This window comes from Spirillospora sp. CA-294931 (assembly GCF_050946795.1).
GTDB lineage: Bacteria > Actinomycetota > Actinomycetes > Streptosporangiales > Streptosporangiaceae > Spirillospora.
Window position 1 is genome coordinate 5415053 of the sequence record NZ_CP192006.1, and the last position, 20551, is coordinate 5435603.

Genomic DNA, 20551 nt, shown 5'->3' on the forward strand with positions numbered 1-20551 from the left:
ACTTGAGCGAGCATGTGGGGACCCCCACGCCGCCCGTGGCGCTCGTACCCCCGTGTGACCTCGCGTTACTTGATCTCAGTCCGAGTAGTCGGCGCGGATCTCGTCCAGGCGCTCGCGCCAGCGCTCCATCATGCCGATCAGCTCGCGCTGCATGAAGGTGAAGAACTCGGCCGACTCGACGAGCCGCCGACCGGCCGGGGTGTCGGTGCCGAGCGCGGCGGCGCCTTCCGCCAGCCGGGCCTCGAAGAGGGTGAGCGCGCGTTCGCGGCCGAAGATCGCGTCGTGCCACACCTCGTTGCGGACGCGGTAGACGTCGCGCCGCGTCCCGGGTTCGCGCTCGCGGATGACCATGTGTATCTGGGTGAGGTATCGGACGGCGCCCGACACGGCCGCGGCGCTGATCTGGAGGCGTTCGGCCAGGTCGGCGGCCGTCATGGAGCCGGAGTCCTCGGTCATCAGGGCGGCGAAGACCCGCGCGGGCATGCGCTGCCACCCCGAGTCGGCGAGTTCCGAGGCGAAGCTCTCGATGAACCTCTGCACAGCCTCGTCGTCGCGCTTCGAGGTGGACATCTCGGTCACGTCGCATCATCTCCCCTGGTAGATCGCCCACGTTGAGTATATATGTGCTTCACATCATTCATAGACTTCACAGATTCGTGAAAGTAGTGTACCTTCCGAAGCATGGAAACCGCGATCTCGGTGTCCGGGCTGGTCAAGACCTTCGGCCGGACACGTGCGCTCGATGGACTCGACCTCCACGTCACTCCCGGGGAGGTCCACGGCTTTCTGGGGCCCAACGGCGCCGGAAAGTCGACGACCATCCGCGTTCTGCTCGGGCTGCTGCGCTCCAACGGCGGCACGGCCGAGCTCCTCGGCGGCGATCCCTGGCGGGACGCCACCGAACTGCATCGCCGCCTGGCCTATGTCCCCGGGGACGTGACCCTGTGGCCCAACCTTTCCGGCGGCGAGGTGATCGACCTCCTCGGACGGCTGCGCGGCGGGCTCAACCAGGCGCGCCGCGACGAGCTGCTCCAGCGGTTCGAGCTCGACCCCCGCAAGAAGGGCCGCGCCTACTCCAAGGGCAACCGGCAGAAGGTCGCCCTGGTCGCCGCGCTGGCCTCCGACGCCGAGCTGCTGATCCTGGACGAGCCCACCTCCGGCCTCGACCCGCTGATGGAGGAGATCTTCCAGGAGTGCGTGGCCGAGGAGAAGCGGGCCGGACGCACCGTCCTGCTGTCCAGCCACATCCTCAGCGAGGTCGAGGCGCTGTGCGACCGGGTGACGATCATCCGCAAGGGCCGCACGGTCGAGACCGGGACGCTGAGCGAGCTGCGCCATCTGACCCGCACCTCCATCCAGGCCGAGCTGGCGGCCCCGCCCAACGGGCTGCGCGACCTCGCGGGCGTGCACGCCGTCGAGGTCGACGGCACCCGGGTCCGGCTCGAGGTCGAGACGGCGCGGCTGGACGCCGTCCTGCGGCAGCTCACCGACGTGGGCGTGCGCAGCCTCATCAGCCAGCCTCCCACGCTGGAGGAGCTGTTCCTGCGCCACTACGAGAACGACCTGCAAGGTGCCGGGGAGGCCGCGCGATGAACGCCCTCAAGGGCACCGGCGGCCTCGTGCGGCTCGCCCTGCGGCGCGACCGCGTGATGCTGCCCGCCTGGGTGCTGGGCTTGGTGATGATGGCGGCGACGTCGGCCTCGGCCACCGCCGACCTCTACCCCGAGGTCAAGGACCGGGTGCAGCTGGCCTCGTCCAACAACGACACCCCCTCGCTCGTCGCGCTCTACGGCCGGGTCTACGACCCGACGTCGCTCGGCGCGGTCTCGATGCTGAAGATGAACATCTTCGGCTGCGTGATGGCCGCGATCCTGTCCATCCTCATCGTCGTCCGGCACACCCGGGCCGAGGAGGAGAGCGGACGCCTGGAGCTGGTGGGCGCCACGGCCGTGGGACGACGCGCGCCCCTCACTGCGGCCGTGCTCACCCTGACCGGGACCAACCTCGTCCTCGGCCTGCTGGCGGCGCTGGGGCTGATGTCGGCGGGGCTGCCCGCCGCCGGGTCGATGGCCTCCGGGCTGGCGTGGGCGTGCGTCGGCATGACGTTCGGCGGCATCGCCGCCGTGATGGCCCAGCTGACCGAGAACGCGCGGACGGCCACGGCCCTGTCCTCGGCCGCCCTGGGCGTGTTCTTCATGGTCCGCGCCATCGGCGACACCGCCGAGGACGACGGCACGCACTGGCTCTCGTGGCTTTCTCCCATCGGCTGGGGGCAGCAGTTCCGCCCCTACGCCGGTGACCGCTGGTGGGTCGCGCTGCTGTCGGCCGGGTTCGCGGTCGCCGCGATCGCGGTGGCCTACGGGCTGGTGGCGCGGCGCGACCTCGGCGCCGGGATCCTGCCCGACCGTCCCGGCCCGGCGCACGCGGCCGGGTCGCTGCGCAGCCCGCTGGCCCTGGCCTGGCGGCTGCAGCGCGTGTCGGTCGTCGCCTGGACGGTCACGTTCTTCGTGCTGGGCCTGATCTTCGGCAGCATGGCCACCAACGTCGGCGACATGCTCGACAACGAGAAGGCGCGCGAGTTCATCACCGACATGGGCGGAGTCAAAGGGCTCAGCGACTCGTTCCTGTCCGCCGAGATGGGCATCGTCGCCGTCCTGGCCGGGGTATTCGGCGTGCAGGCCGCGATGCGGCCGCGCGGGGAGGAGTCGGCGCAGCGGGCCGAGGCCCTGCTGTCCACGTCGGTGAGCCGGGTGCGGTGGGTGGGGAGCCATCTGGCGATCTCGCTGGCCGGAACCGCGCTGATGCTCCTGGCGACGGGCCTGGGCGCGGGGCTCTCCTACGGGGCCGCCTCCGACGACATGGGCCAGCTGGGACGCCTGGTCGGCGCTTCGCTGATCCAGATCCCGGCCGTGTGGGTCGTGTCCGGTGTGGTGGTGCTGACCTTCGGCTTCGTGCCGAGGCTGGCCGCCGCCGGATGGGCCGCGCTGGTGGTGTTCCTGCTGATCGGCCAGTTCGGGTCGGTCTTCAATCTGCCGCAGGCGGTGCAGGACGTCTCGCCCTTCGCCCACACGCCGAGGCTCCCGGGCGGCGACTGGAGCATGACCCCGATCGTCTCGCTGCTCGCCGTGGCCGCCGCCCTGGTGGTGGCCGGGATGTACGGGTTCCGCCGCCGGGACGTCCCGGCCTGACCCCTCCGAACTCCACCTCACCCGGTGCCGGCGACCGGGTGGGGTGGCCGGCCCCCCGCGCTGGACGCGGGACGCGACCGTGACCCGGGTGCCGATGGACGAACCGCCCTCCATCGGCACCCGGGTCACGCTCAAGGCAGGGCCAGTCGAGCGGGGCAGCCGATCGGAGGCGCACCGGTCGCGCTTCAGGCCCCCAGCTCGGGGATCCGGGCGGCGTAGCGGGCCAGCAGCGCCCGGTTGCGGGCGTCGCCGCCGGGGACGTTGGCGCTGGTCCAGTACGGCAGGTCGACGCCTCGTGCGACGGCCAGGTCGTCCAGCTCGGCCAGCACGCGGGCCCAGGCGTAGGCGGCGAGGATCGTGGAGACCGCGGCGGTCCGCGGGGCGTCCGGCGGGTGCAGGGCGTCGCCCGGCGGGACGCGGGTGTCGACGACCAGCGTGGCGTGGTCGGCCAGCGTGGTCGCCGAGCGGACGGCGGCCGTCGCGACGGCGCGCGCCGAGGTGAACGCGATCACCGGCACGCCGCGGGCCCGGCACTCCCGGGCGATCTCGACCGGGTAGGGGTTGCGGCCGCTGGTGGAGAAGACCACCGCGACGTCCGGCGGCGCCGGGTCCGCCCGCAGGACGGCCGTCCCGCCCAGACCCTCGCGGCGCTCGGCGTCCGTGGCGGCCCGCGCGTCGCGCAGCGGGAGGACGGCCTCGTCCCAGATCGGGCGGACGGGCGCCAGCCCGCCCGCGCGGTAGAAGGTCTCGCAGACCAGGGACAGGGAGTGCCCCGAACCCGCGGCGTGGATCAGCCCGTCGGCCTCGACGGTCTCCAGCAGGAGCGCGGCGGCGGAGGCGACGGCCGCGGCGCAGGCGCCGTCCAGATCGTCCAGGAGGGCCCGGACGTGGTCTCCGAACGGCATCGCCGCCTCCGATCAGGGTGTGAACTGGGCCATGGCCTTGCGGATCCGCTTGTCGGACACGGGGAACCGGGTGCCGAGCTGCTGGGCGAACAGGCTGACGCGCAGCTCCTCCAGCATCCAGCGGATCTGGCGGACGCCCTCCTCGTCGCGGCGGGACGGGTGCAGCCGCGCGAGGAAGGCCGCGTACTCCTTCTCCAAGGTCTCGGCCTGGTGCATCAGCTGGCGGTCGCGGGCCGGGCTCTCGGGGAGCTTGTCGAGGCGGATCTGAAGCGCCCGCAGGTAGCGGGGCAGGTCGGGCAGGCGCTGCCAGCCGGTCTCGGTGACGAAGCCGGGGTGGATCAACCGGCCGAGCCGGTCGCGGACATCGGTCAGCGCCGGGACGAGCGACAGGCTGGTGGTGCCGCGCAGCCGCCGGTCGATCTCGTGCGACTCGGCCAGGGCCCGCTCGACCAGCGCGACGATCGCGGCGGTGGCGTCGTGCAGGCCCGCGCGGACGTGGTCGTACAGGCGGCGATGGCCGTCCTCGTCCCAGGCCGGTCCCCCGCCCTCGGCGATCAGCCGGTCGGCGGCGGCGGTGACGCAGTCGTCGAACAGGGCCGCCACCGAACCGTGCGGGTTGTGGCTGAGCGCCAGCTTGCCCTGGTTGGTCAGGCGGCCCTGGATGAGCTTCACCGGCGAGGGGGCGTTGAGCAGGATCATCCGCCGGGTGCCGCGCCACATCGCGGCACGCTGCTCGGCCTCGGTCTCGTACATCCGGACGGCGACGGAGTCCTTCTCGTCGGTGAGCGCCGGATAACCCTTGATCTGGTAGCCCGCCTGCTTCTGCTCGTGCGTGCGGGGCAGCTCGCCGATCGTCCACTCGCGCAGGCCGCCGCGCTCCAGATCGCTGGCGGCCTTGGACAGGGTGCCGCGCACCGTGCCCTTGAGCTTGCGTTTGAGTGCGTCCAGGTCGGTGCCCTCGGCCAGCGTGGCGCCCTTGTCGTCCTCGACGCGGAACGTCACGCGCAGGTGCGCGGGCAGGCGGGAGTGGTCCCATGCCTCGCGGGCCACGGGGACGCCGGTGAGCTCGCGCAGCTCGCGTTCCAGCGCGTCCAGCAGCGGCTCGGTGCGGGGCGAGACGCGTCCGAGCACCTTGCGGGCGTAGTCGGGGGCGGGGACGAAGTTGACCCGCAGCTGCTTGGGCAGCGAGCGGATCAGCTCGGTCACCAGTTCCTCGCGCAGGCCCGGCACCTGCCACTCGAACCCGCCCGACCGGACCTGGTTGAGCACCTGGACCGGGACGTGGACCGTGACGCCGTCGGCGTCGGTGCCGGGCTCGAACTGGTAGGTGAGCCGCAGCGCGAGCGGGCCCTGCCGCCAGGTGTCGGGGTAGTCGGCCTCGCTGACGTCGTCGGCGGTGGCGTTCATGAGCATCGACTTCTCGAACCCGAGCAGGTCGGGGTCGGTGCGGCGGGCCTTCTTCCACCAGGAGTCGAAGTGCCGCCCGGAGACGACGTCCTCGGGGACGCGCTCGTCGTAGAAGTCGAACAGGGTCTCGTCGTCGACGAGGATGTCGCGGCGCCGGGCGCGGTGCTCCAGCTCCTCGACCTCGTCCAGCAGGGCCCGGTTGTCGTGGAAGAAGCGGTGGTGGGTCTCCCAGTCGCCCTCGACCAGCGCGTGCCGGATGAACAGCTCGCGCGAGAGCTCGGGGTCGATGCGCCCGTAGTTCACGCGGCGCTGGGCGACGATCGGGACGCCGTAGAGCGTGACCTTCTCGTTCGCCATCACGGCGGCCTGCTTCTTGGACCAGTGCGGCTCGCTGTAGGTGCGCTTGACCAGGTGCTCGGCCAGCGGCTCGACCCACTCGGGCTCGATCTTGGCGTTGATGCGCCCCCAGAGCCGGGACGTCTCGACCAGCTCGGCGGCCATCACCCAGCGCGGGGGCTTCTTGAACAGCGCCGACCCGGGGAACACGGCGAACTTGGCGCCGCGCGCGCCGATGTAGTCGGCCTGGCGCCGGCGGGGGCCGCCCTCGGCCTTCTTCTCCGCCTTCTCGGCGTCCATCAGCCCGATGTGCGACAGCAGGCCCGACAGCAGCGAGACGTGGACGCGTTCGGGGTCGGCGTCGGCGGTGTTGAGCGTGACCCCGAGCGTCTTGGCGACCTGCTTGAGCTGGCTGTGCAGGTCTTGCCATTCGCGCACGCGCAGGAAGTGCAGGAACTCGTTCTTGCACATGCGGCGGAACTGGCTGCCCGACAGCTCGTTCTGCTTGTCGCGCAGGTAGTTCCAGAGGTTCAGGTAGGCCAGGAAGTCGGAGGTGGGGTCGGCGAAGCGGCGGTGCCGCTCGTCGGCGGCCTGCTGGTCGTCGGCGGGACGCTCGCGCGGGTCCTGGATCGACAGCGCGGAGGCGATGATCAGCACCTCGCGGACGCAGCCGTTCTTGTCGGCCTCCAGCACCATCCGGCCGAGCCTGGGGTCGACGGGAAGCTGCGCGAGCCGCCGTCCGAGCGGGGTGAGGCGCTTGCGGGGGTCCTGCTCGGACGGGTCGATGGCGCCGAGCTCGTGCAGCAGGTCGACGCCCGCCTTGACGTTGCGGCGGTCGGGCGGCTCGACGAACGGGAACGCGGCGATGTCGCCCAGGCCGAGCGCGGTCATCTGCAGGATGACCGAGGCCAGGTTGGTGCGCAGGATCTCGGGGTCGGTGAACTCGGGACGCGCGTCGAAGTCGTCCTCGGAGTACAGCCGGATGCACACGCCCTCGGACACGCGCCCGCAGCGGCCCTTGCGCTGGTTGGCCGACGCCTGCGACACCGGTTCGATCGGCAGGCGCTGCACCTTGAGGCGGTGGCTGTAGCGGGAGATGCGCGCGGTGCCGGGGTCGACGACGTACTTGATGCCCGGGACGGTGAGGGACGTCTCGGCGACGTTGGTGGCCAGCACGACGCGGCGTCCCCGGTGCGGCTGGAAGACGCGGTGCTGCTCGGCCGAGGACAGCCGCGCGTAGAGCGGGAGGATCTCGGTGGCCGGGCCCCGGCGGTTCTGGAAGTGCTTGGTGAGCGCGTCGGCGGTGTCGCGGATCTCGCGCTCGCCGCTGAGGAAGACCAGCACGTCGCCGGGCGCCTCGCGGCCCAGCTCGTCGACCGCGTCGACGATCGCCTGGATCTGGTCGCGATCGGGATCGGCCTGCGGGTCGTCGGGGTCGACCACGGGCCGGTAGCGGACCTCCACGGGATACGTGCGGCCCGAGACCTCCACGATGGGGGCGTCGCCGAAGTGCTCGGAGAACCGCTCGGGGTCGATGGTCGCCGAGGTGATGATCACCTTGAGGTCGGGGCGGCGGGGCAGGATCTCCTTGAGATAGCCCAGCAGGAAGTCGATGTTGAGGCTGCGCTCGTGCGCCTCGTCGATGATCAGCGTGTCGTAGCGGCGCAGCAGCCGGTCGGTCTGGACCTCGGCCAGCAGGATGCCGTCGGTCATCAGCTTGACCAGCGTGTCGTCGCCCGACCTGTCGGTGAAGCGGACCTTGTAGCCGACGGCCTCGCCGAGCTCGGTGCCGAGTTCCTCGGCGATCCGGTCGGCGACGGTGCGGGCGGCCAGCCGCCGGGGCTGGGTGTGGCCGATCGAGCCGTGCACGCCCCGGCCCAGCTCCAGGCAGATCTTGGGGATCTGGGTGGTCTTGCCCGAGCCGGTCTCCCCCGCCACGATCACGACCTGGTGGTCGCGGATCGCCGCGAGGATGTCGTCCTTCTTCTGGCTGACCGGAAGCTCGGCCGGGTAGGTGATCGCCGGGACGGCGGCGCGGCGGCGCGCCACGCGGCCCTCGGCGGCCTCGACGTCGGAGGTGATCTCCGCCACCACCCGCTCGCGACGCCGGGCGTCGCGCATCTTCTCGGCGCCGTCGAGGCGGCGGCGCAGCCGATGGCGGTCGAGGGCCGTCAGCTCCGGCAGGCGCGCGCGCAGGTCGGCGAGCGGCGATCTCACAGGCGTTCCCATATCGGTCGAGACGGTGCCAGAAGTACTGGGAGGGCGGGCCGTGCGGCCGAGCCCGGTCGGCTCCATGGCGCAACCTTCAAGAACGTACCCGTCCCGCCACGCCGAAGCGATCGGATTTTCCCGCGCCCTGAACACCAACGCTCCCGCGCGGCGCGGCATTCCGGCCCGGAGGCTCGGCCGGAAAGGATTCCCTAGCCCGGGCCGATCCTCCATCATGGCCACCATGGGCACTCCGCCGGAGGCAGGCCGTTACCGGCTCGACCGGCTCCTGGGGTCGGGCGGCTTCGCCTCGGTCTGGCTGGGACACGACGAGGAGCTCGACTCGCCCGTCGCGGTCAAGATCCTCGCCGAGCACTGGGCGCTGCGCGACGACGTCCGGGAGCGGTTCGTCCAGGAGGCGCGGCTGCTGCGCCAGGTCGACTCGCACCACCTGGTCCAGGTGTTCGACATCGGCGCGCTGGACGACGGCCGCCCCTACTTCGTGATGACCTACGCCGACCTCGGCACGCTGGAGGAGCGCCTGTCCGGCGGGCCGCTCCCGCTGAACGAGGCCCTGGCGCTGGCCCGCGCGATCGCCCGGGGCGTCGAGGCGCTGCACGGGCGGGGCATCGTCCACCGCGATCTCAAGCCGTCCAACGTGCTGATCCGCTCGAGCTCCGACGGCACCGAGGAACGGGTGATGATCTCCGATCTGGGCATTGCCAGGACCGGCGACCGGATCTCCAGCCTCACCCTCCCGGCGGGCTCCCCCGGTTACATGGCGCCCGAGCAGACCCAGGTCGACGGCGCCCCCGACCACCGCTCGGACGTCTACGGGCTGGGCGCGCTGACCTACCACATGCTCACGGGACGGCCCCCGGGGCAGAGCACCCCGCCGCCCAGTGAGGTCCAGCCCGCGGTGCCGCCCGCGATCGACGCCGTCGTGCTGCGCGCGCTGGACGCCGACCGCGAGCGACGCTGGGCCTCGGCGGCCGACTTCGCCCGCGCCCTCGACCTGGCGCGCAGCGGCGTCGACACCGACCCGCTCCCCGAAAGCGCGGACCGCCCGTCCCGGCGCCGCCGCCCGCTGATCATCGCGGCCGCCGCCGTCGTCGCGGCGCTGCTCGCCGGGGGCGGCGCCCTCGTGGCCCTGAACGGTGAGGACGGCCCCGCCGCTTTCTCGAACGGGGGCGCCGACCCCGAGGGCCGCCTGCTGCGCACCGACAAGGGCATCCCCGTCCAGTACCGGGGCCTGATCGTCCAGGCCGGGGGCTGGTGCCGGATGCCCGGCATGAGCCCCGCGCTGATCGCCGCCATGCTCAAGGTCGAGAGCGGGTTCGACGCGAGGCTCTCCGACCCGGCCAAGGACGAGTACGGCATCGCGCGCTGGACGCCGAAGATCCTGGTCCACTGGCAGCCCGGCGGCATGAACAACCCCGAGCCCACGCCCGCCCAGATCACCCCGGAGATGTCCATCCCGGCCGTGGCGCGCTACCTGTGCTTCTGGGGCAAGGACCTGGCGTCCGTGCCGGGCGACCCCGCGCTCAACCTGGCCGCGTCCTACCGCAGCTCGTCCAAGGTGGTCGCGCAGAGCCGGGGCGTCCCGGCACGCTTCAGGCCCTACACCGACAAGGTCGCGCACTACATCCGCGAATACCGGCCCGGCTGATCCTCAACCCCGCGGGGTCCACACGCCGGTGGCGGCGGTCTCCTTGGCGTACTCGGCGAAGGTACGCGGCTCCCGGCCGAGAACCCGGCGGACGTCGTCGGTCACCTTCTCTCCGACGCCGTCCCGGATGGCCTCCAGCAGGCCGGCCAGAACCTCGGCCAGGTCCGCGGGGGTTCCCTCGGCGGTCAGCGCCTGGCGGAACGCGTCCCCGCTGATCGGCGTGTAGCGCAGCGGCCGTCCGGTCTCGGCGGAGATCCGCGCGGCGACGTCGCCGAAATCGAGCGCCTCCGGCCCGGTCAGCTCGTAGATCTTGCCGGAGTGGCCCGCGCCGGTGAGGGCCTCGACCGCGACGTCGGCGATGTCGCGGGTGTCGACGAACGCCTCGCGCCCCTCGCCGGTCGACAGCGCCATTTCGCCCGCGAGGACGAGCGGGTGGAAGAAGTCCTCGCTGAAGTTCTGCGAGAACCAGCCCGGACGCAGGATCGTCCACTCGGCGGCGGACTCGCGCACGGCGGTCTCGTAGGGCTCCTGGATCGGGTGCGCCGCCCCTTCGGTGAGACCGCGCGACGACAGCAGCACCACGCGGCGGTCGCCGATCTCGCGGATGAAGGCCAGCACGGCGCCGACGTCCGCGTACTCGGTCATCGGGACCAGGTACACGGCTCCCGTGCCGTCCAGGGCCGGGCCCCAGGTCGAACGGTCGGCGAAGTCGAAACGGGTGCCGGTCGAGCGGGACGCCGCCCGGACGGGCACGCCGCGCTCCTGGAGGCGCGAGACGACGTGGCGGCCGGTCTTGCCCCGGGCGCCGATGACAAGGATCGGGTTATCGGTCATGTCGGCCATCACATCAGCGGAATCTGAGACGCTCCATGGCCCTGCGTCTCGTCCGCATGTGAGATCGTCTCAGCATGGACCTTCTGGACGACTACCTCGCCGGCGTCCGCGCGCGGGGCGCGCTGTTCTGCCGGTCCGTCGCCGAGCCGCCGTGGGCGCTGCGGTTCAACAGCCCGGCCCCGCTCGCGCTCGGCGCGATGCTGCGCGGCACCGCCTGGATCATCCCCGACGCCGGGGAACCCACCCGGATCGGTGAGGGCGACATCGCCCTGGTCAGGGGCCCGCGCCCGTTCACCGCCGCCGACCGCCTCGACAGCCCCGTCCAGGTCGTGATCGACGGGCCCGAGGCGTGCTGGGCGACCGCCGAGGGCCCCGAGAGCGCGGGGAACAACTTCCAGCTCGGGCCCCGCACCTACGGGCTCGACGCAAGCGGCTCCGACCTGTTCGTCACCGCCGAGTACCTGATGCAGGGCGACGTCTGCGACCGCCTGCTGGTGTCGCTGCCCGAACTGCTGGTGGTCAGGAGCGAGCCGGAGATGGAGCCCCTGCTCGACCTGCTGTCCAGCGAGGTCGTCCGCGAGGAGCCGGGCCAGCAGGTCGTCCTGGACCGGCTGCTCGACCTGCTCCTGGTGCGGGTCGTGCGGTCGTGGTTCGCGCGTCCCGAGGCCGAGCCGCCCGCCGGGTACCGCGCGCTGGAGGACCCGCACATCGCGCGGGCCCTGCGCGCCCTGCACGAGCAGCCCGCCCGTCCCTGGACGGTGGCCGCGCTGGCCGCCGAGGCGGGCCTGTCCCGCGCCGTGTTCGCGCGCCGCTTCGCCGACCTGGTCGGGGAACCGCCGCTGGGCTACCTCACCGGCTGGCGCATGGCCCTGGCCTCCGACCTGCTCCGCGAAAGCGGCGCCAGCGTCGCCTCGGTCGCCCGCCGCGTCGGCTACTCCGACGGCTTCGCCTTCAGCAACGCCTTCAAACGCGTCCGCGGCGAGTCCCCCAGCACATTCGCCGCCCGCTGACCCCAGCCAACGCCCACCGCGCCGCGAGATCGGTCAGCACGCGCCGCGCGCCGAGCGGGCGGCGGGTGTCGCGACGTGAGACGTGGCGGCGGGTGGCGCGTGGTGAGATTGGTCAGCGGGTGCCGTAGGCGGGTTCGGGGGCGGGGGCCCGTTCCAGGAGGGACGCGATCACCGGGCCCAGGGCGGCGGGGTTCCAGCGGGTGGGGCGTTCGGCGGACGGGCCGTGGCGGTAGGGGTCCATGAGGCAGACGCGGCCGCCCTCGGCCTCGAAGACGCGGCCGGTGACCTGGCGGGACTCGGCCGAGCCGAGCCAGACGACCAGGGGCGAGACGTTCTCTGGCGCCATGGCGTCGAAGGCGCCCTCGGCGGGCGGGGCCATCGTCTGGGCGAAGACCTCCTCGGTCATGCGGGTGCGGGCGGCGGGGGCGATGGCGTTGACGGTCACGCCGTAGCGGGCCAGTTCGGCGGACGCGACGAGCGTGAGCCCGGCGATCCCCGCCTTGGCGGCCGAGTAGGCGGCCTGGCCGACGCTGCCGAGCAGTCCCGCGCCGGACGAGGTGTTGACGACCCTGGCGTCCACCGGACGGCCCGCCTTGAACTCCGCGCGCCAGTGCAGCGCGGCGTGCTTGAGCGGGAGGAAGTGGCCCTTGAGGTGGACGCCCATGACGGCGTCCCACTCGTCCTCGGACTGGTTGACCAGCATGCGGTCGCGCAGGAAACCGGCGTTGTTGACCAGGACGTCCAGGCGGCCGAAGGCGTCCAGGGCGGTGGCGATCAGCGCGGCGGCGCCGTCGGACGAGGCGACGTCGTGGGTGCTGGGCACGGCCCGGCCGCCGAGCGCCTCGATCTCCGCGACGACCCGGCGGGCCGGGCCGTCGTGGCCGCCGCCCGTGCCGTCCCGGGCGACGCCGAGGTCGTTGACGACGACCCGGGCGCCCTGGCGGGCGAACTCCAGGGCGTGGGCGCGGCCCAGGCCGCGGCCCGCCCCGGTGATGACGACGACGCGGCCCTCGCAGATCACGCGGTTCCTCCCTTGTTGACGGTGGCGGCGTCCAGGAAGGCGGGGCGCTCTCCCCCGCCGTGCAGGGTCAGCGTCGAGCCGCTGATGTAGGAGGCCAGGTCGGAGGCGAGGAAGGCGCACGCGGCCCCGACGTCGGCGGGCGTGGCCAGACGGCCCAGCGGGACGGTCCGCGCGACGGCGGCGACTCCCCCCTCGTCCCCGTAATGCAGATCGGACCGCTCGGTGCGGACCATCCCGAGCGTCAGCGCGTTGACCCGGACGTGCGGGGCCCACTCGACGGCCAGGGACGCCGTCAGGCTGGCCAGCCCCGCCTTGGCCGCGCCGTAGGCGGCCGATCCGGGCGAGGGACGGGTGGCGCTGACGCTGCCGATCATGATGATCGAGCCGCCCTCGCGCAGGCGCGGGCGGACCGCCCTGGACATGATCAGCGGTGCGGTGAGGTTGAGTTCGATGATCTTCGCGTGGGTGCGGACGTCGCCGTCGGCCAGGGGGAGGTACGGGGTGCCCCCGGCGTTGTTGACCAGGACGTCGAGGTGGTCGAGCCCGTCGGCGAACGCGAGCGCGGCCTCGGCGTCGCGGACGTCCAGGGCGGCGAAACGCGCGGTGCGTCCCCCGGCCGAGGGCGGGTCGTCCGGGGCGCGGCGGCCCACGGCGATCACCTCGGCCCCCGCCTCCAGGAGGGCGCCGGTGATGCCGCGGCCCACGCCGCGCGCGCCGCCGGTGACGACGGCGACCTTGCCGGTGAGATCCAGAGCCAGCGCCATCGGCGGCCTCCTCTGCTACCGTCATTTCTAACAAACGTTTGGTGGAAAGGTAGCGCATGGAAGTCTCGACCACGACCCGCGAGGACGGGATCGCCGAGATCGTCGTCGACGCGCCGCCGGTGAACGCCCTGCCCGTCCGGGGGTGGTTCGACCTCGCGGACGCCGTCCTGGCCGCCGGGCACGACCCGGACGTCGGCGCCGTCGTCCTACGGGCCGAGGGCCGGGGCTTCAACGCGGGCGTCGACATCAAGGAGCTGCAGGAGACCGGCCACGCGGCGCTGGTCGGGGCCAACCGGGGGTGCTTCGCGGCGTTCGCGGCCGTCTACGACTGCGCGGTCCCCGTCGTCGCGGCCGTGCACGGCTTCTGCCTCGGCGGCGGCGTGGGGCTGGCGGGCAACGCCGACCTGGTCGTGGCCTCCGAGGACGCCCATTTCGGGCTGCCCGAGGTCGACCGGGGCGCGCTCGGCGCCGCCGCCCACCTGTCGCGGCTCGTCCCCCAGCAGTTGATGCGCGCGATGGTCTACACGTGCCGCAACGTCACGGCCGCCGAACTCCACCACCACGGCTCGGTGCTGGAGGTCGTCCCGGCGTCCCGGCTGCGCGCGGCGGCCCTGGCGGTCGCCGGAGAGATCGCCGCCAAGGACCGCCGGGTGATCCGGCGGGCCAAGGAGTCGCTCAACGGCATTGACCCCGTGGACGTCAAGCGCGCCTACCGCTTCGAGCAGGGCCTCACCTACGAGCTCACGCTGACCGGCGCTGGCGACGAGCACCGCGACGCGTTCGTCCGGAAGGGAGGCCGCCCGTGACGGGCAAGACCATGACGGCCGGGGAGGTCGTGGCGGCGCTGGACAGCGGAATGACGCTCGGCATCGGCGGGTGGGGCTCGCGCCGCAAGCCGATGGCGCTGGTCCGCGCGATCTGCCGCTCGCCGCTCACCGACCTGACCGTGATCTCCTACGGGGGGCCCGACGTCGGCCTGCTCTGTGCGGCGGGGAAGGTACGGCGCGTCGTCGCGCCGTTCGTCACCCTCGACTCCGTCCCGCTGGAGCCACACTTCCGGCGCGCCCGGCAGGACGGGACGGTCGCGTTCACCGAATACGACGAGGGCATGTTCATGTTCGGCCTGTACGCGGCGGCGCACCGGCTGCCGTTCCTGCCGACCCCGGCGGGGCTCGGGTCGGACGTCCTGCGGGTCAACCCCGAGCTGAGGACGATCCGTTCCCCCTACGCCGACGGCCGGGAGCTGATCGCCGTCCCCGCCCTGACGATGGACGCCGCGCTGATCCACCTGAACCGCGCCGACGCGCGCGGCAACGCCCAGTACCTCGGCCCGGACCCGTTCATGGACGACCTGTTCGCCAAGGCCGCGCGCGACGTCTACGTGTCGTGCGAGCGGCTCGTCGAGACCGGCGACCTGCTCGAGGAGGGGCCCGTCCAGTCGCTCCTGGTCAGCCGCGCCCATGTCACGGGGGTCGTCGAGACCCCGAACGGCGCGCACTTCACCTCCTGCGAGCCCGACCACGGCCGCGACGAGGCGTTCCAGCGCCTCTACGCCGAGTCCGCCGCCGACCCGGCCCGCTGGGCCGCCTTCCACGACCGCTTCCTCTCCGGTGACGAAACCGCCTACCAGAAAGCGATCCAATGAGTGCTACGCGTGCCTCCCGAGGGGGGACGACCCCCCACACCCCCCGACACGCCAAAGAGGCTTCGCCATGAGCGCTACGCGTGCCGAAGTGTGTGCCGTCGCGTGTGCCGAGCTGTTTCGGGGGGACGGCGAGATCGTGGCGGCGGCAGTCAGCGGGACGGTGCCCGCGCTCGGGGCGCGGCTGGCCCGGATGACCTTCGAGCCCGATCTGCTGACCACCGACGGCGGGCCGCTGCTGACCGCCGAACCGGTGCCGCTGGGAGCTCCCGCCGGGGCGGTGGAGGGATGGCTGCCGTTCCGCGAGCATCTGTGGCTGGTGCTGAACGGTCGGCGCCATGTCGTGCTGGGCGCGAGCCAGATCGACCCGTATGGCAACTCCAACATCTCGTGCATCGGCGACTGGGACCGGCCGAAGTCGCAGCTTCTCGGGGTGCGTGGTGCCCCGGGCAACACGCGGCTCAACACCACGAGCTACTGGATTCCCCGGCACTCGCCCCGGGTGTTCACCGAGCGGGCCGACTTCGTGAGCGGCGTCGGCGGGGATCGCGGCGCGTCCGGCCTGAGGCGGGTCGTGACGAACCTGGCCGTGCTCGACTTCGGCGCACCCGGGCGGCGGATGCGGCTGTGCTCGGTGCATCCCGGGGTCACGGTCGGGCGGGTCGCCGAGAGCACCGGGTTCGCGCTGGAGATCCCGGACGAGGTCCCCGAGACGCGCGCGCCGACCGATGAGGAGCTGCGCGTCATGCGCGAGGTGCTGGACCCGGGCGGGCTGCGCGAGCGGGAGGTCGCGGCGTGACCGGCCAGGTCCTCGACACGCCGCTGACCCGGCTGACCGGCGTCCGGCACCCGATCGTGCAGACCGGGATGGGCTGGGTGGCCGGGCCCCGGCTGGTGTCGGCGGTGGCCAACGCGGGCGGGCTCGGCGTCCTGGCGTCGGCCACCATGACCCTCGGGGAACTGGAGGCCGCGATCGCCGAGGTGAAGGGACGCACCGGCGCGCCCTTCGGCGTGAACCTGCGGGCGGACGCCGCCGACGCCGGCGAGCGCGCCGCGCTGCTGATCCGCGAGGGCGTCCGCGTCGCCTCGTTCGCGCTGGCCCCGACCCGCGAGCTGATCGCCCGGTTGAAGGACGCGGGCGTCGTGGTGATCCCGTCGGTCGGGGCCCGCAGGCACGCCGAGAAGGTCGCCGCGTGGGGCGCGGACGCCGTGCTGGTGCAGGGCGGCGAGGGCGGCGGCCACACCGGGCCGGTCGCCACGACGCTGCTGCTCCCCCAGGTGGTCGACGCGGTCGACATCCCCGTGATCGCAGCGGGCGGCTTCTTCGACGGGCGCGGGCTGGCCGCCGCGCTGGCCTACGGCGCGGCGGGGGTGGCGATGGGCACCCGCTTCCTGCTGACCGCCGAGTGCGCCGTCCCGGACGAGGTCAAGCGGGTCTACCTGGGCGCCGCCGAGACCGTGGTCACCCGCCGGGTGGACGGGATGCCGCACCGCGTGCTGCGCAGCGACCTCGTCGACGCCCTGGAACGCTCGGGACGGCTGGCCGGGGCCGTCCGCGCCCTGCGGAGCGCGGCGGCGTTCCGCCGGGTCTCGGGCCGGTCGTGGCGCGCGCTGCTCGCCGACGGCCGCGCGATGCGGCGCGGCGGGGAGCTGTCGTGGGCGCAGGTGCTGATGGCGGCCAACACGCCGATGATGCTCAGGGCCGCGATGGTGGACGGGCGCCCCGACCTCGGCGTCATGGCCTCGGGCCAGGTCGTGGCGCTGCTGTCGGACCTGCCCGGCTGCGCCGAGCTGATCGAGGACGTCGTCGCCCGCGCCGCCGAGGTGCTCGCGGCCCAGCCGTCGCATCTGGCCAGGTGAGAGGCGGGGCCGAAGCCCCGCCCCAGCGATTCAGTACCGCGTGCCGACGGCGGCGGGGAGGTCGTCGAGCTCGTCCAGGTCCTCCTGGGTGAGGTCGACGTCGGCGGCGCCCGCGTTGTCGAGCAGGTACGTGGACTTCTTGGTGCCCGGGATCGGCAGGACGTGGTCGCCCTGGGCGAGCGTCCAGGCGATCGCGACCTGGGCCGGGGTCGCGCCGCGCCGCTCGGCGACCGCCTTGACGACCTCGACGATGCGCAGGTTGGCCTTCAGCGCGTCCTCCTGGAAGCGCGGGTTGCGGCTGCGGATGTCGGTGCCCTCGAAGTCGGCGGCGGTGACGGCCCCGGTGAGGAAGCCGCGCCCGAGGGGCGAGAACGGCACGAACGCCGCGCCGTGGTCCGCGCACCAGCCGACCACGTCGCCGGGGGCCTCGCCGGACGTCGCCACCGCGCCCGAACTGGTGAACGTGCCGACCGAGCCGCCGTCGGCCCCGGTCGCGTCGCGCGTCCACAGCGACAGCTCGGACTGGATCGCGGCCACCGGGTGGACGGCGTGCGCCTGCTCGGCCTGGGCCACGGTGACCTCCGAGAGACCCAGGTGCCGGACCTTGCCCGCGGCGACCAGCTCGGCCATCGCGCCCCAGGTCTCGGTCAGCGGCACCTCGGGGTCGACCCGGTGCAGGTAGAACAGGTCGATCACGTCGGTGCCGAGCCGCTCCAGGCTCTCCTCGGCCGAGCGCCGCACATGGCCCGGCGTCCCGTCGCGGCGCATGGCGCCCTTCTCGGCGTCCAGCACCACCAGGCCGGTCTTGGTGGCCACGACGGCGTCGTCCCGGCGGCCCCGCAGCGCGCGGCCGAGCAGGGACTCGTTGTGCCCGGCGCCGTAGACCTGCGCGGTGTCGAGGAAGGTGACGCCGAGGTCGAGCGCCTGGTGGATCAGCGTGACCGAGGCGTCGTCGTCACGTTCGGACGCGCTGTAGGCCCAGCTCATGCCCATCAGGCCGAGTCCGACGGCCCCGACCGGGGTTCCCGCGAAGTCACGGTTGCGCATGTGGCGTGTCCTCTCTCGAAGCGATCTCCTCAGTACTCCGAGATCGTGCCCGGCCTCAGGCCGGACGACCAGACACGGCTTATCCTGGGTCTGCCACCACCAGCCTGCCGGGCGACCGGAATCAGCTCGCCTGCACCAGCCGGACGGTGCGCATCAGCCGTTCGAGCCGCACGTCGGTGCCCGTGCCGGGCAGCGGGTTGTAGAGCAGCAGATGGTCGCCGGGCCGGTCGGCCAGCGGCAGCATCGTGGCCTCGAAGGTCAGCTCGCCCGCGTCGGGGTGGCGGACGGCCTTGACCAGGTGGGCGTCGCCGCCGACGTCGTGCCGGGCCCACAGCTCGGCGAAGTCGGGGCTGACCGAGCGCAGGTCGCCGATGATGCGGTCGAACGCGGGGTCGTCGGGATAGCGGGCCGCGTCGGCGCGGAACCGGCCGACCACCCCCGTCGCCGCCTCGGCCCACTGCGCGTACACCGCGCGGTACCGGGCGTTGGTGAAGAAGGAGACCAGGCAGTTGTGGTCGATGTCGCCGAAGCCGAACACCGCGCGCGCCGAGTCGTTGATCGCGAGGAAGTTCCAGTGCCGGTCGCGGATGTAGGCGGGGTTGGGCGACCAGGAGTCGAGGATGCGGCGCAGGCCGTCCGGCACCGGCGTGACCGCGCGGGACTCGGGGGCGGGCGGGTTGAGCCCGGCCAGCAGGTAGAGATGGGCGCGCTCGCGCTCGTCCAGCCGCAGCGCGCGGCTGACGGCGTCCAGGACGTCGCCGGACACCTTGATGTCGCGTCCCTGTTCCAGCCACGTGTACCAGGACACCCCGACCCCCGCGAGCACCGCGACCTCCTCGCGGCGCAGCCCCGGGGTGCGGCGGCGGCCCGCGTCGGGCATGCCCACGTCACCGGGGGCGAGCCGGGCCCGGCGGCTGCGCAGGAACTCGCGCAGCTCGTCGCGGCGGCGGCTGGACGCGGCGGCGTTCGGGCTGTCCATGACCTCACGATAGTCGCCCGCTCGCGGCGCGGAGCCACGGCCGGATCAGACGATGGGACGGCCGGTGCGGATCCGGAGGCGGGCCTCCCAGAGGTACAGGTTCCAGGGGAAGGCGCGCAGCGGCGCGGGCAGGAGCCTGTTCAGCAGGCGGGCCCGCCGGACGTGGGCGTCGAAGCGCTTCTGGTCGCGGGGCGTCCAGGGCAGGCCGAGCTCCTCGCGGAAGCGCTCGGGCAGGAACCCGAGGGTGATCATCCGGTGGAACCCGGCCATGGGGCGCCGGACGAGCGGGTGCAGGCTCTCCAGGTCGACCAGCCGCCGCAGGTAGGTGCGGGTGACGTCGTCCATCCGCAGGTCGCGCAGGCGGCGGTTCCAGTACTCGTCGAAGGCGGCGCGGTCGGCGGGCCACATGTCCTGGGTGACCTGGAGGGTGGTCCCGAAGCGCGCGGCGTGCTCGTAGAGGTCGTCCAGGGCCCGCTCGCCCAGGGGGCCGTGCAGCAGGGTGAGGACGTCGACCGTCCCCTGGTAGAGACAGGCGGCGACCCAGAGCTGGAGGTCGCGGTCGAAGGCGTTGTAGGGGACGTCGTCGCCGGGCCCGGAGCGGACGTGGCGGTGCGAGCGGTTGGTCTCGCGGCGCATGATCGCGCGCTCCTCGTCGGAGCCGTGCCAGGCCAGGACGACATAGCTGAGCGTGGTGCGCAGGCGCTTGACCGGGTGCAGGTCGGCGCGGCCGCTGTCGACCTTGCTCTCGGCGACCCCGCGCCCGACCGGCAGCATCGACAGCTGCATGATCACGTTCGCGCCGGCGGCGCCGAGGGCGAACCAGTTCAGCGCGTTGCGCACCGGGAACGGCAGCTCGGGCGAGCCCGGTCGGGTGGCGACGCCGGGTTCCTCGGGGACGGGGAGCCGCCCGATGGCTTCCGCGGACATGTGACCTCACAATCGTTGCCCTGCACACTCAGCGTGACATCAGTAAGTGGGTACTTGCAATGTGACGTGGATCACGGGGGTCGAAACGGACGGAACGGGCCCGCCCCTTAGGCTGGCCGCGTGGCCGATCCGGGCGCGGCGATGCTGCGGTATGCGCGGGGCGGTTTCCTGGCGGCCGTGTGCACGCTGCTGGCGCTCGCGGGCCACTCGCTGGGCGGCGGCGGTGGATGCTGCGTCCCTCCCCTGCCCGCCCTGGTGACGGTCGGCGGCCTCGTCGGCGTCCTGAGCGTCGTCATCGCCCGCCGGGCCGCCTCGTTCTGGCAGATCCTGATCGTCGTCGGCTGGGCTCAGCTCTTCTTCCACCTCGCGTTCACGCTGTCGGCCACCGGTCCCGCCCACCACGCGGCGGCCGCGGCCCCGCCGCCGGTCGCGCCGGGCCCGTCCATGATCGTGGGCCATGCGGTCGCCGCGCTCGCGGCGGCCGTCGTCCTGTCCCGCGCCGAGCGCGCCCTGTGGTGGCTGCTCGGCGCGGTGTTCGCCGTCGCGCTCCCCCGGGTGTCCGCGTCCCGGCCCGTCGCGGCGCTGCCGCCCCGATGGACCGTCCTGGCGGCGGACGACCGGGCTCCCCGCCTGGGCGTCCTGCTCACCCGGGCCCTGGGGCGGCGCGGCCCTCCGATGGTGCCCGCGCGCGCCTTCTGACCTCACCGGCCACCGGTGGGGCCGGACGGCGTGCGTTCGCATGCCCATCCATCCA

General features: G+C 73.3%; 18 protein-coding genes. 9 read left to right on the forward strand and 9 right to left on the reverse strand.

From position 1 onward, the window contains the following. Positions 1-75: 75 nt before the first annotated feature. Positions 76-570, reverse strand: a complete 495-nt coding sequence (locus ACQPY4_RS24415) for a GbsR/MarR family transcriptional regulator (RefSeq protein ID WP_433339002.1) — start codon at positions 568-570, stop codon at positions 76-78. Between the two features lie 111 nt (positions 571-681). On the opposite strand from ACQPY4_RS24415, the gene ACQPY4_RS24420 reads away from it, so the two are divergent. Both ACQPY4_RS24420 and ACQPY4_RS24425 read left to right on the forward strand, forming a co-directional pair. Beyond that, a complete protein-coding gene (locus tag ACQPY4_RS24420; protein WP_433324381.1) occupies positions 682-1593 on the forward strand; it encodes an ABC transporter ATP-binding protein in 912 nt (303 codons plus the stop codon). Continuing rightward, complete coding sequence (locus ACQPY4_RS24425; RefSeq protein WP_433324383.1) at positions 1590-3188, forward strand: ABC transporter permease; 1599 nt, start codon at positions 1590-1592, stop codon at positions 3186-3188. Before ACQPY4_RS24420 ends, ACQPY4_RS24425 begins: the two co-directional genes overlap by 4 nt. Before the next feature lie 185 nt (positions 3189-3373). Here the strand turns inward: ACQPY4_RS24425 and ACQPY4_RS24430 are convergent, their stop codons facing one another. Together ACQPY4_RS24430 and hrpA are read right to left on the reverse strand one after the other, a co-directional pair. Further along, positions 3374-4093, reverse strand: a complete 720-nt coding sequence (locus ACQPY4_RS24430; protein WP_433324385.1) for a sugar isomerase domain-containing protein — start codon at positions 4091-4093, stop codon at positions 3374-3376. Between the two features lie 12 nt (positions 4094-4105). Next, positions 4106-8065 (reverse strand): ATP-dependent RNA helicase HrpA, encoded by a 3960-nt coding sequence (gene hrpA, locus ACQPY4_RS24435; protein ID WP_433324387.1) that lies wholly within the window; start codon positions 8063-8065, stop codon positions 4106-4108. Positions 8066-8288: 223 nt separating this feature from the next. On the opposite strand from hrpA, the gene ACQPY4_RS24440 reads away from it, so the two are divergent. Next, positions 8289-9713 carry a serine/threonine-protein kinase gene (locus ACQPY4_RS24440; protein WP_433324389.1) on the forward strand — a complete coding sequence of 475 codons (1425 nt, stop codon included), beginning with the start codon at positions 8289-8291 and terminating at the stop codon, positions 9711-9713. 3 nt (positions 9714-9716) lie between these two features. Here ACQPY4_RS24440 and ACQPY4_RS24445 read toward each other — a convergent pair whose 3' ends face one another. Next, positions 9717-10547 (reverse strand): NAD(P)H-binding protein, encoded by an 831-nt coding sequence (locus ACQPY4_RS24445; RefSeq protein WP_433324391.1) that lies wholly within the window; start codon positions 10545-10547, stop codon positions 9717-9719. A gap of 74 nt (positions 10548-10621) precedes the next feature. Here ACQPY4_RS24445 and ACQPY4_RS24450 point away from each other — a divergent pair, with 74 nt between their 5' ends. Next, complete coding sequence (locus tag ACQPY4_RS24450) at positions 10622-11557, forward strand: AraC family transcriptional regulator (RefSeq protein WP_433324393.1); 936 nt, start codon at positions 10622-10624, stop codon at positions 11555-11557. Between the two features lie 112 nt (positions 11558-11669). On the opposite strand, the gene ACQPY4_RS24455 is transcribed toward ACQPY4_RS24450, so the two are convergent. Next, positions 11670-12578, reverse strand: a complete 909-nt coding sequence (locus tag ACQPY4_RS24455) for an SDR family oxidoreductase (RefSeq protein ID WP_433324395.1) — start codon at positions 12576-12578, stop codon at positions 11670-11672. Then, positions 12575-13342 (reverse strand): SDR family oxidoreductase, encoded by a 768-nt coding sequence (locus tag ACQPY4_RS24460; RefSeq protein WP_433324397.1) that lies wholly within the window; start codon positions 13340-13342, stop codon positions 12575-12577. Before ACQPY4_RS24460 ends, ACQPY4_RS24455 begins: the two co-directional genes overlap by 4 nt. A gap of 56 nt (positions 13343-13398) precedes the next feature. On the opposite strand from ACQPY4_RS24460, the gene ACQPY4_RS24465 reads away from it, so the two are divergent. The 4 genes from ACQPY4_RS24465 to ACQPY4_RS24480 all read left to right on the forward strand — a co-directional run bounded on the left by ACQPY4_RS24465 (position 13399) and on the right by ACQPY4_RS24480 (position 16844). Next, entirely contained in the window at positions 13399-14148 is a 750-nt protein-coding gene (locus ACQPY4_RS24465) for an enoyl-CoA hydratase family protein (protein ID WP_433324399.1), read from the forward strand. Positions 14149-14159: 11 nt separating this feature from the next. After that, a complete protein-coding gene (locus tag ACQPY4_RS24470) occupies positions 14160-14987 on the forward strand; it encodes a CoA transferase subunit A (protein ID WP_433339004.1) in 828 nt (275 codons plus the stop codon). 67 nt (positions 14988-15054) lie between these two features. Then, positions 15055-15783, forward strand: a complete 729-nt coding sequence (locus tag ACQPY4_RS24475; protein WP_433324401.1) for a CoA-transferase subunit beta — start codon at positions 15055-15057, stop codon at positions 15781-15783. Further along, entirely contained in the window at positions 15780-16844 is a 1065-nt protein-coding gene (locus ACQPY4_RS24480; protein WP_433324403.1) for an NAD(P)H-dependent flavin oxidoreductase, read from the forward strand. Before ACQPY4_RS24475 ends, ACQPY4_RS24480 begins: the two co-directional genes overlap by 4 nt. A gap of 30 nt (positions 16845-16874) precedes the next feature. Here the strand turns inward: ACQPY4_RS24480 and ACQPY4_RS24485 are convergent, their stop codons facing one another. The 3 genes from ACQPY4_RS24485 to ACQPY4_RS24495 form a co-directional block, all read right to left on the reverse strand. Then, positions 16875-17891 (reverse strand): aldo/keto reductase, encoded by a 1017-nt coding sequence (locus tag ACQPY4_RS24485; protein ID WP_433324405.1) that lies wholly within the window; start codon positions 17889-17891, stop codon positions 16875-16877. 121 nt (positions 17892-18012) lie between these two features. Then, positions 18013-18870 carry a helix-turn-helix transcriptional regulator gene (locus tag ACQPY4_RS24490; RefSeq protein WP_433324407.1) on the reverse strand — a complete coding sequence of 286 codons (858 nt, stop codon included), beginning with the start codon at positions 18868-18870 and terminating at the stop codon, positions 18013-18015. Between the two features lie 45 nt (positions 18871-18915). Further along, positions 18916-19797, reverse strand: a complete 882-nt coding sequence (locus ACQPY4_RS24495) for an oxygenase MpaB family protein (RefSeq protein ID WP_433324409.1) — start codon at positions 19795-19797, stop codon at positions 18916-18918. Positions 19798-19917: 120 nt separating this feature from the next. Between ACQPY4_RS24495 and ACQPY4_RS24500 the strand changes: the two genes are divergently transcribed. Continuing rightward, positions 19918-20496, forward strand: coding sequence for a hypothetical protein (locus tag ACQPY4_RS24500; protein WP_433324411.1), 579 nt, complete (start codon positions 19918-19920; stop codon positions 20494-20496). The last annotated feature ends 55 nt before the right edge of the window (positions 20497-20551 follow it).